This is a genomic window from Streptomyces sp. NPDC058231 (genome assembly GCF_042882275.1).
Taxonomy (GTDB): domain Bacteria; phylum Actinomycetota; class Actinomycetes; order Streptomycetales; family Streptomycetaceae; genus Streptomyces.
The window spans coordinates 69,927-84,074 of sequence record NZ_JBHVWN010000019.1; the positions used below are offsets into that span (position 1 = coordinate 69,927).

At 72.5% G+C, this 14,148-nt stretch carries 8 protein-coding genes; all 8 read left to right on the forward strand.

Annotated elements, in window-relative coordinates; genetic code table 11:
• Positions 1 to 104 precede the first annotated feature (104 nt).
• The 8 genes from ACFVXE_RS16125 (at position 105) to ACFVXE_RS16160 (ending at position 14,089) form a co-directional block, all read left to right on the forward strand.
• Complete coding sequence (locus tag ACFVXE_RS16125) at positions 105 to 1,631, forward strand: CHAD domain-containing protein (protein ID WP_389671768.1); 1,527 nt, start codon at positions 105 to 107, stop codon at positions 1,629 to 1,631.
• A 50-nt stretch (positions 1,632 to 1,681) separates the two neighbouring features.
• Positions 1,682 to 3,607 carry a TIGR03960 family B12-binding radical SAM protein gene (locus ACFVXE_RS16130; RefSeq protein ID WP_389671769.1) on the forward strand — a complete coding sequence of 642 codons (1,926 nt, stop codon included), beginning with the start codon at positions 1,682 to 1,684 and terminating at the stop codon, positions 3,605 to 3,607.
• A gap of 113 nt (positions 3,608 to 3,720) precedes the next feature.
• Positions 3,721 to 4,950 (forward strand): hypothetical protein, encoded by a 1,230-nt coding sequence (locus ACFVXE_RS16135; RefSeq protein WP_389671770.1) that lies wholly within the window; start codon positions 3,721 to 3,723, stop codon positions 4,948 to 4,950.
• A gap of 123 nt (positions 4,951 to 5,073) precedes the next feature.
• Positions 5,074 to 5,856, forward strand: coding sequence for a TIGR03936 family radical SAM-associated protein (locus ACFVXE_RS16140; protein ID WP_389671771.1), 783 nt, complete (start codon positions 5,074 to 5,076; stop codon positions 5,854 to 5,856).
• A gap of 231 nt (positions 5,857 to 6,087) precedes the next feature.
• A complete protein-coding gene (locus ACFVXE_RS16145) occupies positions 6,088 to 10,074 on the forward strand; it encodes an Rne/Rng family ribonuclease (RefSeq protein ID WP_389671772.1) in 3,987 nt (1,328 codons plus the stop codon).
• 313 nt (positions 10,075 to 10,387) lie between these two features.
• Entirely contained in the window at positions 10,388 to 11,506 is a 1,119-nt protein-coding gene (locus ACFVXE_RS16150) for a DegT/DnrJ/EryC1/StrS family aminotransferase (RefSeq protein ID WP_389671773.1), read from the forward strand.
• On the forward strand, positions 11,503 to 12,522 hold the full coding sequence (locus ACFVXE_RS16155) for a Gfo/Idh/MocA family protein (protein ID WP_389671774.1): 1,020 nt from the start codon (positions 11,503 to 11,505) through the stop codon (positions 12,520 to 12,522). The genes ACFVXE_RS16150 and ACFVXE_RS16155 overlap by 4 nt, the downstream gene beginning before the upstream one ends.
• Positions 12,512 to 14,089 (forward strand): glycosyltransferase family 4 protein, encoded by a 1,578-nt coding sequence (locus ACFVXE_RS16160; RefSeq protein WP_389671775.1) that lies wholly within the window; start codon positions 12,512 to 12,514, stop codon positions 14,087 to 14,089. Before ACFVXE_RS16155 ends, ACFVXE_RS16160 begins: the two co-directional genes overlap by 11 nt.
• The last annotated feature ends 59 nt before the right edge of the window (positions 14,090 to 14,148 follow it).

Genomic DNA, 14,148 nt, shown 5'->3' on the forward strand with positions numbered 1-14,148 from the left:
GACGGCCGGGCCCTGACCGTCGCCCCGGGACGGGTGTACAACTTGAAACACGCCTCGGCCTCGCGGCCGCGGTGGAGCCGACGGTTGACTCGAAAGTAGGTCCGATGACGGACTCGAAGCGCGAGATCGAGCGGAAGTACGAGGCCACCGTCGACACCCGGCTCCCCGATCTGAACCGGGTGTCCGGGGTCGCGGCCGTGGACCACCGCGGCGTCATGGAGCTGGACGCCGTCTACTACGACACCGAGGACCACCGGCTCGCGGCCGACTCGCTCACCCTGCGCCGCCGCACCGGCGGCGCCGACGCCGGCTGGCATCTGAAGTTCCCGGTCGCCTCCGGCATCCGCGACGAGATCCGGGCCCCGCTCTCCGACACCCTCCCGGACAGCCTCGCCGGACTGCTCCGCTCCCGGGTCCGCGAGGCGGAGCTCGTCCCCGTCGTCCGGCTGCTCTCGGCCCGTGACGTCCACCACCTGCTCGACGCCGACGGCGCGCTGCTCGCCGAACTCAGCGTCGACGAGGTGCTGGCCGAGCGGCTCACGGGCGGCAGCGCCACCGCCGCCTGGACCGAGATCGAGGTCGAACTCGCCGACGACGGCGACCCCGCCTTCCTCGACGCCGTCGAACGCCGGCTGCGCAAGGGGGGCGTACGCCCGTCGAAGGCGGCGTCCAAACTGGCCAGGGCGCTGGACGAGACGGCTCCGGAGGAGAGGCGGCGCCCGAAGGGGGACGGCACCCCGCGGCTCCGGACGGCGGGCGACCACATCATGGCGTACGTCCGCGAGCAGATCACGGCGATCATCGCCCTCGACCCCGCCGTACGCCGTGATCTGCCCGACTCCGTGCACCAGATGCGGGTCGCCACGCGCAGGCTGCGCAGCGCCTTCAGGACGTACAGGAAGATCCTGGACCGGGCCGTCACCGGGCCGATCGGTGGTGAGCTGAAATGGCTGGCCGCGGAGCTCGGCGTCGACCGGGACCAGGAGGTCCTCGACGCACGGTTCCGCACCCGGATCGCGGACCTCTCCCGCACCCTCGTCCTCGGCCCGGTCCACAGCCGTCTGCGCGTCTGGTCCACCGCCCGCAGCTCGGGTTCCCGGCAGCGGACCATCGGCGTGCTCGACGGGGAGCGGTATCTGGCGCTCCTGGTGTCGCTCGACACGTTCCTCGCCGACCCGCCGCTGCTGCCCGCCGCGGCCCGCAGTCCGCAGGACGCCCTGCCGCGCGCCGTCCTGAAGGACTACGCCCGCCTGGCCACCCGGATCGGCCACGCCATGGACCTCCCGGCCGGCCGGGACCGGGACCTCGCGATGCACGATGCCCGCAAGGCCGCGAAGCGTGCTCGCTACGCGGGTGAGGCGGCCGTCCCCGCGCTGGGGCGCCCCGCGAAGAAGTTCGCCAAGCGGATGAAGGGCGTACAGAGCGTGCTCGGCGACCACCAGGACAGCGTCGTCGCCCGCGGTGCCCTGCGCGTCCTGGCCGCCCAGGCGCACGCCGCGGGGGAGTCCGCCTTCACCTGGGGGCTGCTGTACGGGCAGGAGGAGGCGGACGCGGCCGCCAGCGAACGCGAACTGCCCGAGGTGTGGGAGCGGGCGTCCCGGCCGAAATTGCGGGCGGCGCTGACCGGCTGAGCGTCGGGGTACGCTGGATGGTCACCTCTGCCGGCTCTCGAAAGTTCGCGATGTCTGTCGATTCGGTCTTCCCACAGCTCGAAGCTCTGCTCCCGCATGTGCAGAAGCCCATCCAGTACGTCGGCGGTGAGTTGAACTCCACCGTCAAGCCGTGGGACGAATGCGACGTCCGCTGGGCGCTCATGTACCCGGATGCCTACGAGGTCGGGCTGCCCAACCAGGGCGTCATGATCCTTTACGAGGTGCTCAACGAGCGCGAGGGCGTCATGGCCGAGCGCACGTACAGCGTGTGGCCGGACCTCGAAGAGCTGATGCGCGAGCACCAGGTGCCCCAGTTCACCGTGGACAGCCACCGCCCGGTGAAGGCGTTCGACGTCTTCGGGCTGAGCTTCTCCACCGAGCTCGGCTACACCAACATGCTCACCGCGTTGGACCTCGCGGGCATCCCGCTGGACGCCGCGGACCGCGGTCTCGACGACCCGATCGTTCTCGCGGGCGGCCACGCCGCGTTCAACCCCGAGCCGATCGCGGAATTCATCGACTGCGCGGTCATCGGCGACGGCGAGCAGGCGGTCCTGGAGATCACCGAGATCATCCGCGCCTGGAAGGCGGAGGGCCGCCCCGGCGGGCGCGAGGAGGTGCTGTTCCGGCTCGCGAGGACCGGTGGCGTCTACGTACCGCGGTTCTACGACGTCGAGTACCTCCCGGACGGCCGCATCGGCCGCGTCGTGCCGAACAAGTCGGGCGTGCCGTGGCGGGTGTCCAAGCACACCGTCATGGACCTGGACGAGTGGCCGTACCCGAAGCAGCCCCTCGTCCCCCTCGCCGAGACGGTCCACGAGCGGATGTCCGTCGAGATCTTCCGCGGCTGCACCCGCGGCTGCCGTTTCTGCCAGGCCGGCATGATCACGCGCCCCGTGCGGGAGCGAAGCATCACCGGCATCGGCGAAATGGTCGAGAAGGGTCTCAAGGCGACCGGTTTCGAGGAGGTCGGTCTGCTCTCGCTCTCCTCCGCGGACCACACCGAGATCGGTGACATCGCCAAGGGGCTCGCCGACCGGTACACCGAGGACAAGATCGGCCTCTCGCTGCCCTCCACCCGGGTCGACGCGTTCAACGTCGACCTGGCCAACGAGCTGACCCGCAACGGCCGCCGTTCCGGTCTCACCTTCGCCCCCGAGGGCGGCTCCGAGCGCATGCGCAAGGTCATCAACAAGATGGTCTCGGAGGAGGACCTGATCCGGACCGTCGCCACCGCGTACGGCAACGGCTGGCGTCAGGTGAAGCTGTACTTCATGTGCGGCCTGCCCACCGAGACCGACGAGGACGTCCTCCAGATCGGTGACATGGCGGTCAACGTCATTGCCAAGGGCCGCGAGGTCTCCGGACAGAACGACATCCGCTGCACCGTCTCCATCGGCGGCTTCGTGCCCAAGCCGCACACGCCGTTCCAGTGGGCCCCGCAGTTGGGTGCCGAGGAGACCGACGCCCGGCTGGAGAAGCTGCGCGACAAGATCCGCGGTGACAAGAAGTACGGCCGCTCGATCGGCTTCCGCTACCACGACGGCAAGCCCGGCATCGTCGAGGGCCTGCTCTCGCGCGGCGACCGCCGGGTCGGCTCGGTCATCCGCGCCGTCTACGAGTCCGGCGGCCGCTTCGACGGCTGGCGTGAGCACTTCTCGTACGACCGCTGGATGGCGTCCGCCGAGAAGACGCTCCCCGAGTTCGGTGTGGACGTCGACTGGTACACCACCCGTGAGCGGACCTACGAGGAGGTCCTGCCCTGGGACCACCTGGACTCCGGTCTCGACAAGGACTGGCTCTGGGAGGACTGGCAGGACTCGCTCGACGAGACCGAGGTCGAGGACTGCCGCTGGACCCCGTGCTTCGACTGCGGTGTGTGCCCGCAGCTGGACCTGGACATCCAGATCGGCCCGACCGGCAAGAAGCTGCTTCCGCTGACGGTCGTCAAGTGACACCGGCCCTGCAGGGACGTCCGGTGCACCGGACGTCGCCGATCGGGTGACAGCTCGATGACGAAGGCCCGGCCCGGGAAACCCTGGGCCGGGCCTTTCGCGTCCTTTCCCCCATGGACCAGTTCGAGCGGCCGCGGACGTACGGCAGGCACCAGGCACCCGCGCCCTACACGGGCGGCGACGGCTGCCTGGTCACCGTCGTCAGGATTCCGGTACGGATCGTGGTGCTGGTGATCGTCCTGCCTGTACGGATGGTCTGGGACGCGCTCGTCGCCACCGCTCGCGCCGCCGACCGGGTGCTGCTGCGTCCTCTGGGGCGGGCGCTGTCCTGGCTGGGCAGGGCGCTCGTGGTCGTCCCGGCGGTCCGGCTGTACGCATGGGTCCTCACCCCGCTCGGACACGGACTGCGGTGGCTGGGAGCCGTGGCCGGGCAGGGACTGCGGTGGCTGGGTGCGGCGCTCTTCGTGTGGCCGTGGGTGGCGCTCTGGCGGTACGTCGTGGTGCCTGTTGCCCGGTACGGGTTCGTCGTCCCGGCCGGGTGGCTGCGCCGGTCGGTCCTCGTCCCGCTCGGGCGGGCGCTGCGACGGGCCTACCGCGAGCTGCTCGTCCCCGCCGGACGGGGCCTTGCCGTCGCGACCGCCTGGCTGCTCACCACGCTCATCGTCCGGCCGGTCACCGGCATCCGCCGGTACGTGCTGGCGCCGCTGGCGACCGCCGCCCGCCTGCTGCTGGAACACCTGGTCGTCCTGCCGCTGGCCTGGGTGCACCGGGCGGTGGTCACCCCGCTCGGCCACGGCGTCGCCTGGCTGGCCGCCCTGCTGGTCCGTGCCGCCGGCGCGGCCGCCCGCGGTGTGGGGGCGGCCGTCGCCCGGCTCTTCCTGATCCTGCTCGTCGCCCCGGTGGCCTGGCTGTGCCGCCGGGTTCTCGTCCCGGTCGCCCGGGAGATCGCGGCCGCGGTCGGCGTCGGGTGGCGCGTGGCCGGGTTCGTCTCGCGGGCGGTCGGCCGGGTGATCGCCTGGCTGGTGTGGCACCTCGTCGGCGCGCCCGCGGTCCGGATCTACCGCACGGTGTGCACCCCCGTCGGACATTTCGTGCGCGACGCGGTCTGGGCACCGGTCAGGCGTGCCGCCGTCGAAGCGGGTCGCACGGCCCGGGAGGCGCTGCGGACCGCGCGCGCGACCGTGCGGCAGGCCCGCCGCGACGCATGGCGCGTACTGGTCGGCGGGGGGCCGGTCCCGGAGCCGCGGGAACCGGTGAGCCCCCTTACGCGTACTCTGGGTAGTACAACGACTGTGCCCAGCGCGGCGCCCGAACCAGAGATCTCCCTGCGCAAGCAGGGGTGAGCCGGACCGGACACCCCCGGGCCACCCGCATTTCGAGGGCGGCGTGCCACCGCGTCCGCTCCGCACCGAGGAGAAGAACCACTGGGCAAGCGACAGCCCGAAGGCCCGCCGCCCGCACCGGCGGTGCAGCGCATCCGACTGCGCTACACCAAGCGCGGCCGCCTCCGGTTCACCAGCCACCGCGACTTCCAGCGTGCTTTCGAGCGGGCGCTGCGCCGCGCCGAGGTGCCCATGGCCTACTCGGCGGGATTCACCCCGCACCCCAAGGTGTCGTACGCCAATGCCGCACCCACCGGCACGGGCAGCGAGGCCGAGTTCCTGGAGATCGCCCTCACCGAGTCGCGGGACCCCGACACGCTGCGCGAACTGCTCGACGCGTCGCTCCCGGACGGGCTCGACATCACCGATGCCGTGGAGGCCCGCACCTCGGGCCTCGCCGACCGGCTGACCGCCTCCGTATGGGAGATGCGGCTCGACGGGGTTCCCTTCCAGGACGCCGAGAAGGCCGTCGCCGGGTTCCTCGCCGCCGAGACGGTCGAGGTGCAGCGCCGTACGAAGAACGGCATGCGGACCTTCGACGCGCGTGCAGCCGTCGCGGGCCTCGAAGCCGTCGATCCCGGCGCTGATAGGCCCGGGGACAAGCCCTGTGCGATACTGCGGCTGGTAGTGCGGCACGTGACACCTGCCGTACGACCTGACGACGTCCTGTCCGGTCTTCGCGTTGTGGCCGACCTGGCGCCGCCGGTCCCCGCAGCGGTGACCAGGCTGGCGCAGGGGCTCTTCGACGAGGAGTCCGGCACGGTGACCGACCCGCTCGCGCCCGACCGCGAGGCAGCCCCGGCCGCGCAATCCACGGCCACCGGGACCGCCGTCGCGACGGCGCCGGAAGGTGCAGGTTCCGCGTAAGGCGGTCGTTGTAGCGCAGCCCTCGGACTCGGGAGCCACCTGGGCCGGGCCGCGCGCTGACCCATAAGACTTTCGCCAGGCCGTCCGTACATCGCGGACGGAACCGGCGAGCCAGACATTCAGCTCCCGTGCGGCGCCCGCGCCCCGGACGGCGGTATCGCGTCTTCACGCGGACCGTGCCGGACCGGAACAAGGCGCGGCGCCCGGGAGCGTGACGGGAGAACCGCCCGCATGCTCGACAACGAACCCGGTACGTCCGGGAACGCCGAAGAGAACAACGCCCCCGGCGACAAGCTGCCGCCGCGCCGCAGGCGCCGCGCGGCGTCCCGCCCGGCCGGCCCGCCGACGGCGGGTGCCAAGGCCGCGGAGGCAGCCGCGCCGGCCATACCGGCCGTTGACGCCGGAGTGTCCGAAACCCCCGCCGCCGAGGCGGAAGCCGCGCCGCCGGCGCGTACCCGTCGCCGTGCGGTCCGCAAGGCGACCGCCCCCGCGGGGGCCCCGCAGACCGTCGAGGCCGTCGAGGCCGTCGAGGCCGTCGAGGTGGCGGAGCCCGTCGAGGCCGCGCAGCCTGCCGAGGCCGCGGAGCCCGCCGAGGCGCCGCGCACCCGTCGCCGTGCGGTCCGTAAGGCGACCGCCCCCGCCGGGGCGCCGAAGGCCGAGGAGCCCGCCGAGGCCGTCGCCGCGCCCGTCGAGGCCGAGGAGCCTGCCGAGACCGCGGAGCCCGTGGAGGCGCCGCGTGCCCGTCGTCGGGCGACCCGTAAGGCGACCGCCCCCGCCGGTGCCCCGCAGGCCGCCGAGGCCGTCGAGACGGTGCCGGCCCCCGAGGCCGCCGCCCCCGAGCAGCCGGCCACCGCCGAGCCCGTCGCGGACGAGGCGCCGCGTACGCGCACCCGCCGCAGGGCCTCTGCCCCGGCCGGTGCGCCGCAGGCCGCGTCGAGCGAGCCCGCGGAGATCGTGGAGACCGTGGCCGCCGCAGCCCCCGTGGAGACCGCGGAGGCCGAGCCCGCCGTCGAGACCACCGAGCAGGCGGCCCCGCGCGGCCGTCGCCGGGCGTCCCGCAAGGCGAGCTCGCCTGCGGGTGCCCCGCAGGTTGCCGAGACCGTCGAGCCCGCCGCCCCGGCGGAGCCCGAGGCCGTTGCCGTGGAGGAGCCGGCCGCCGAGCCGGAGGAGAGCGCCGCACCGCGAGGCCGTCAGCGCCGCCGGGCCACCGCTCCCGCGGGCCGGCCGGAATTCACCGGCAAGGTCGAGGAGCCCGCCCGCAAGAGCCGTCGGGCGACGCGTCCCGCCGTGGCCGTCTTCCAGGCACCGGTCTTCTCCGAGCCGATGTTCCAGACCCCGGAGACCGCTGCTGCCGCCGCGGCCGCTCGCCCCGCCTCGCTGCACGACGAGGACGAGGAAGAGATCGAGACGGTCGAGGAGACCCCCGAGGTCGAGGAGGCGGCCCCCGCCGCCGAGGCCGCACCGCAGGCTGGTTCCCGTCGCCGTCGCCGCCGTCGCGGCGAGGCCGTGGAGCCCGAGCCTGCCGCCGCCGACCGGACGCCCGCTGCCGCCGCCCCGGTGGAGGAGGAGCCGGCGGAGGACGAGCACGAGGCCGAGCAGGAGGCCGACGGCGAGGCCGAGCAGGAGGGCGACGAGTCGGACGAGTACGGGGACCGGCCCTCGCGCCGTCGCCGTCGCGGTGGCCGTCGCCGCCGTCGCGGAGAGTCCAGCGAGTCGGACGAGGGCGCGGAGCAGCACGCCGACGACTCCGAGGACGAGCAGGACCGCGGTCACGAGGGTGACGAGGAGGAGGACGAGGACCACGAGGCGTCCGGCTCCGGCTCCAGCAGCAGCCGTCGCCGTCGCCGTCGCCGCCGTCGCAGCGGTGACGCCTCGCCCGAGGCCGACTCCGGCACGGACGACCCGGAACGCACCGTCGTCAAGGTCCGCGAGCCCCGCAAGAAGGATGCCGAGCGCGAGCCCGGCACCGGCTTCGACGAGGTCCAGTCCATCAAGGGCTCGACCCGTATGGAGGCGAAGAAGCAGCGCCGCCGCGAAGGCCGTGAGCAGGGCCGCCGTCGCGTCCCGATCATCACCGAGGCGGAGTTCCTGGCCCGGCGCGAGGCCGTCGAGCGGGTGATGGTCGTCCGTCAGAGCGGCGAGCGCACCCAGATCGGTGTACTCGAGGACGACGTGCTCGTCGAGCACTACGTCAACAAGGAGCAGGCCACCAGCTACGTCGGCAACGTCTACCTGGGCAAGGTGCAGAACGTACTGCCGTCCATGGAGGCCGCGTTCGTCGACATCGGCAAGGGCCGCAACGCCGTCCTGTACGCCGGTGAGGTCAACTTCGAGGCGCTCGGCATGGCCCACGGGCCGCGCCGCATCGAGACGGCGCTGAAGTCCGGCCAGTCGGTCCTCGTCCAGGTGACGAAGGACCCGATCGGCCACAAGGGCGCCCGCCTGACCAGCCAGGTCTCGCTGCCCGGCCGCTACCTGGTCTACGTGCCCGAGGGCTCGATGACCGGCATCAGCCGCAAGCTGCCCGACACCGAGCGCGCCCGGCTGAAGACCATCCTCAAGAAGATCGTTCCCGAGGACGCGGGCGTCATCGTCCGCACCGCGGCCGAGGGTGCGAGCGAGGACGAGCTGCGCCGCGATGTCGAGCGGCTGCAGCAGCAGTGGGAGGACATCCAGAAGAAGGCGAAGAGCAACGGCAGCGCCAACGCGCCGACGCTGCTCTACGGCGAGCCGGACATGACCGTCCGGGTCGTCCGCGACATCTTCAACGAGGACTTCTCCAAGGTCATCGTCAGCGGTGACGACGCGTGGCAGACCATCCACGGCTACGTCGCCCATGTCGCCCCCGACCTGACGGACCGGCTGTCGAAGTGGACCTCCGAGGTCGACATCTTCGCCACGTACCGGATCGACGAGCAGCTGATGAAGGCGCTGGACCGGAAGGTCTGGCTGCCCAGCGGCGGTTCGCTGGTGATCGACAAGACCGAGGCGATGGTCGTCGTCGACGTCAACACCGGCAAGTTCACCGGGCAGGGCGGCAACCTCGAGGAGACCGTCACCAGGAACAACCTGGAGGCGGCCGAGGAGATCGTGCGTCAGCTGCGGCTCCGCGACCTCGGTGGCATCGTCGTCATCGACTTCATCGACATGGTCCTGGAGTCCAACCGGGACCTGGTGCTGCGGCGCCTGCTGGAGTGCCTGGGACGCGACCGTACGAAGCACCAGGTCGCCGAGGTCACCTCGCTGGGCCTGGTCCAGATGACCCGCAAGCGGGTGGGCCAGGGTCTGCTGGAGTCCTTCTCCGAGACCTGTGTCCACTGCAACGGGCGCGGCGTGATCGTGCACATGGAGCAGCCGAGCGCGATCGGCGGCGGCGGCAACGGCAAGCGTTCGAAGAAGCGCGGCCGCGGCGGCGCCGGTGAGCAGCCCGAGCACGAGCACTTCGCCGACCACGAGCACATCGAGGCCGAGGCGGAGACCGAGGCCGAGGTGGCGGCTGAGGTGGCTGCCCCGGTGGCGCTGCCCGAGCCGGAGTTCGTGCCGGACGAGGAGCTGTACAGCAGCCCGGCCGAGGCCGAGGCGGCCGCCTCGCGCGGCCGTGGCCGCCGGCGTGCGACCCGCAAGGCAACGGCCCCGGCCGGTGCCCCGAAGGCCGCTTCCGCTCCGGTCGTGGAACCGGAGCCGGTCGTCGAGCCCGAGCCGGCCGTCGAGGTCCCGGTGGCGGTCGAGGCCCCCGTGGCCGAGGCCCCGCAGGGCCGTACGCGCCGTCGGGCGACCCGCAAGGCGACCGCTCCGGCGGGCTCGCCCACGCCGGTCGAGACGGTCGAGGCGGCAGTGGCCGTCGCGGAGCCCGTCGCCGTGGAGGACCCGGTCGTCGAGGCCCCGCAGCCCGAGGCCGCAGCCGAGGAGCCGGCCGCCCCGCCGCGTGCCCGGCGCCGGGCGACCCGCAAGGTCACCGCACCCGCGGGTTCGCCCGCAGGCGCGGACGGCGCCGAGGTGGTCGTCGTGACCGGCTCCACCGAGCCGGCTGCGGAGACCGCGGAGGCTGAGGCCCCGGCGAAGAAGACGGCCCGCAAGACCGCCAAGAAGGCCACCGCCAAGAAGGCAGCCACCAAGAAGACGGCTGCCAAGAAGACCGTCGCGAAGAAGACGACGGCCAAGAAGGCGGCGGCGAAGAAGACGGTCGCGGCGGAGCAGTCGGCAGGCTCCGAGGTGTAACACGCGGTCAGAGACCGGTCGACGAGGTGCGGTCCTCCTTCGGGAGGGCCGCACCTCGTCGTATGTGCGCACCCGTCTCCTTGCCCGCGCTCCCGCCGGGGCCGGGGTGACGGCGCACGGCGCGGCACTCCGGCTCGACCCGGACAAACCATCTTTTAATCCCCACGCGAATCAATCCGGGCCAAAACGGCTACTTGCCCGCAAGATGTTGGTACGGAGTCGGCCATGTGCAGGGCGGCGGGGCCTCGTCGGACATCCGTATGCCCCGGACCCCTGCCGATCAGCGCGCGTGCGGTGTTCAAGGAGGACGTCCATGTCGAGCGGTACCGAGGAACCGATCCCTGCCGCACGGCCGGTGATCGGTGACGAAGAGATCGAGGCCGTGGTCCGTGTACTGCGCAGCGGCAGCGTGGTCCAGGGCCCCGAGGTGGCCGCCTTCGAGGAGGGTTTCTCGGAGCTGGTCGGCGGACGTCACTGCGTGGCCGTGAACTCCGGAACCTCCGCCCTCCACCTTCTGTTGCTCGCGCTGGGCATCGGCCCGGGTGACGAGGTCGTCGTCCCGTCGTTCTCCTTCGCGGCCTCGGCCAACGCGGTCCGTCTGGCCGGAGCCGACGTCGTCTTCGCGGACATCGAGCCGGCGAGCTTCGCCCTGGACCCGCGGGCCGTCGAGGCCGCCGTCACGCCGCGCACCGCCGCGATCATGCCCGTCCATCTCTACGGACACCCGGCGCCGATGGGCGGACTGATGTCGATCGCCGGGAAGTACGGCCTCGCGGTCGTCGAGGACGCCTGCCAGGCACACACCGCGGCGCTGGGAGGCACGCCGGTCGGCGCCTTCGGCTCCGGCGGGGCGTTCAGTTTCTACCCGACGAAGAACATGCATTCCCTTGAGGGCGGCATGGCCGTCACCGCCGACGCCGAGGTTGCGAGGACCCTGCGCCTGCTGCGTAATCAGGGCATGGAGCAGAGGTACGCCCACGAGATCATCGGCGCCAACCTGCGGATGACGGACGTCTCGGCCGCCGTCGGCCGCGTACAGCTCGGGAAGGTCCTCGGCTGGACCGGGCAGCGGCGCGCCAACGCCGCGTACCTCGACCGGCACATCACCGCGGCGAACGTCACCGTCCCGCCGGTCGCCGAGGGCGCGCACCACGTCTACCACCAGTACACCGTCCGGGTGCGGGGCGACCGTGACGCCGCCGCGGCCGGGCTGGCCCGGGCCGGTGTCGGCAGTGCCGTGTACTACCCGACCCCGATCCACCGGCTGAAGCCGTACTGGGAGCACGACCAGAAGGCCGGCCGCACCTGGGATCTGCCGGAGACCGACCGGGCCGCCGCCGAGGTGGTCTCGCTGCCCGTGCACCCGGCACTGACGCGGAGGGACCTGGACCGGATCGTCGCCGCGGTGAACTCGCTGGGAGGCAGTCAGTGACCACAGGACTGAGAGCGGGACTGATCGGCCTCGGCTCCATGGGCCGCCACCACGCCCGGGTGCTGAACGGCCTGCCGGAGGTGAAGCTGGTCGGTGTCGTCGACCCGATGGGCGACCGGAACGGCTGGGCGCAGGGCGCCCCGGTGCTCGCCACGGTGGAGGACCTGCTCGCGCTCGGTATCGACTACGCGGTGGTGGCCTGCCCCACCGCGCTGCACGAGGAGGTCGGACTCCAGCTCGCCGAGGCCGGAGTCTGCGCGCTGATCGAGAAGCCGGTCGCGGACACCGTCGAGCGGTCCCGTTGCCTGGTCGAGGCCTTCGAAACGCGTGGCCTGGTGGCCGGCGTCGGCCACATCGAGCGCTGCAACCCGGCGCTCCGCTCCCTGCTCGCCCGCCTGTCCGCCGGCGAACTGGGTGAGGTCTTCCAGGTGGTGACCCGCCGCCAGGGTCCCTTCCCGCACCGCATCACCGACGTCGGCGTGGTCAAGGACCTCGCCACCCATGACATCGACCTGACCAGCTGGGTGACCGGCCGCAGCTACGCCTCGGTCGCCGCCCACACCGTCCACAAGAGCGGCCGCCCGCACGAGGACATGGTCTCCGTGGCCGGTCTGCTCAGTGACGGCAGCATGGCCAACCACCTGGTCAACTGGCTGAGCCCGCTCAAGGAGCGCTTCACCTCCGTCACCGGGGAGCGGGGCACTTTCATCGCCGACACCCTCACCGCCGACCTGACCTTCCACTCGAACGCCGCGGTGGCCACCGAGTGGGAGATGCTCCAGGCCTTCCGCGGCGTCTCCGAGGGCGACATGATCCGGTACGCCATCCCCAAACGCGAACCGCTGCTGGTCGAGCACGAACTCTTCCGGGACGCGGTGCTCGGCGTCTCCCAGGACATCTGCACCCTGCGCGAGGGACTCCGTACGGTCGAGGTCGCCGCCGCCGTGCTGGAGTCCGCCCGCAGCGGACGCACCGTCGACATCCCCGCGGGAGAGCCGGTCGGTCATGGAGCCTGAGAGCAGCCCGACGCCGGAGCCCGGCAGCCGCGGACGGATCGTCATGCTGGTCGACAACGGCGTGAACGGGGACTCCCGGGTGCAGAAGCAGGCGCGCTCCGCGGCCGAGGCGGGCTGGGAGGTGATCCTGCTCGGCAAGGCGCCCGGCAAGTCGCCGCAGCGCTGGCGGATCAGCGATGCCGAGGTCCGGCTGCTGAAGGTGCCCGGTCCCATGCAGCGGCGCCGGCACGAGTACCGGGGCGCCCGGCTGCGGGCACCACTGGCCTACCACCCCGGCCCGCTCGCCGCCTCCCGCAAGCAGCAGATGAAGGCGTGGCGGGCCGATCTCTACATCCGGGCGGCCGAGGCGGCCGCCGAGGGCTCGGCGGCTTCGCGGGCGAAACTGCTTCCGGAGCGGCTGAGCGCCAAGGTGCTGAACCGCTGGGTCCGTCTGCGCCTGCGGCAGACCCAGGCGCTGGAACAGCGGCGCAAACGGATGGACGCCCCGCTCGACCGGTTCACCACCGCGTTCTGGCTGCGCCTGATGGGGAAGCGGGCCTGGCGCAGGCTCGACCCGTATCTGCTCGACCTCGACCTGGCCTACGGCAAGGTGATCAGTGAGCTGGAGCCCGATCTGATCCATGCCAACGACTTCCGGATGCTGGGGGTCGGTGCACGGGCCAAGCTGCGGGCACGGGCCGCGCACCGCGACGTCAAGCTGGTCTGGGACGCGCACGAGTTCCTGCCGGGCATCAAGCCGTGGGACCCGCACCCGCGTTGGCACGTGGCGCAGTGCCTCCACGAGCTTGCCTACTCCCGGTACGCCGACGCCGTGACGACGGTCTCCGCCACCCTCGCGGAGCTGCTGGCCGAGCGGCACGGACTGGCCGAGACGCCCACGGTCGTACTGAACGCCCCCGAGGCGGAGGTCTCGCCCGAGCACGCCGCGGAGCCGGTACCCGATCTGCGTGAGCTGTGCGGCATCGGGGCGGACGTACCGCTCTCCGTCTACAGCGGCGCCGCGGCGCCCCAACGCGGACTCGACGTCATGGTCGAGTCGCTGCCGCAACTGCCAGGGCTGCACGTCGCGTTCGTCGTGCTCCGGCCGAAGTCGCCGTACATGGCCGAGCTGGCCGGGCGCGCCCGGGAACTCGGCGTGGCCGACCGCGTGCACATCCTCCCGTACGTACCGCACTACCAGGTCGTCCCGTTCCTGGCGGCGGCGGACTTCGGCGTCATCCCGATCCACCACTGGCCGAACCACGAGATCGCCCTGATCACCAAGTTCTTCGAGTACGCGCACGCGAGGCTGCCGCTCGTGGTCAGCGATGTGAGGACGATGGGGGAGATGGCGGCGGCGACCGGGCAGGGCGAGGTCTTCACGGCCGACGACGTCGAGGACTACGTCCGTGCGGCGAAGGCGGTGCTCGCGCAGCCGGAGAAGTACCGGGCCGTCTACGACGAACCAGGGCTGCTCGGCCAGTGGACCTGGGAGGCCCAGGCGGCGACGCTCGACGCCGTGTACGCGCGGCTGCTCCCGGGGGCCGTGCGCAGCTACGCCGGCAGAACGCCCGAGGTGACCGTGTGAGCGGCGGCCCCGGCAGCCGCGGGGTTCCCGACGTCACGGTCGTCGTGGCCGTGTACAAC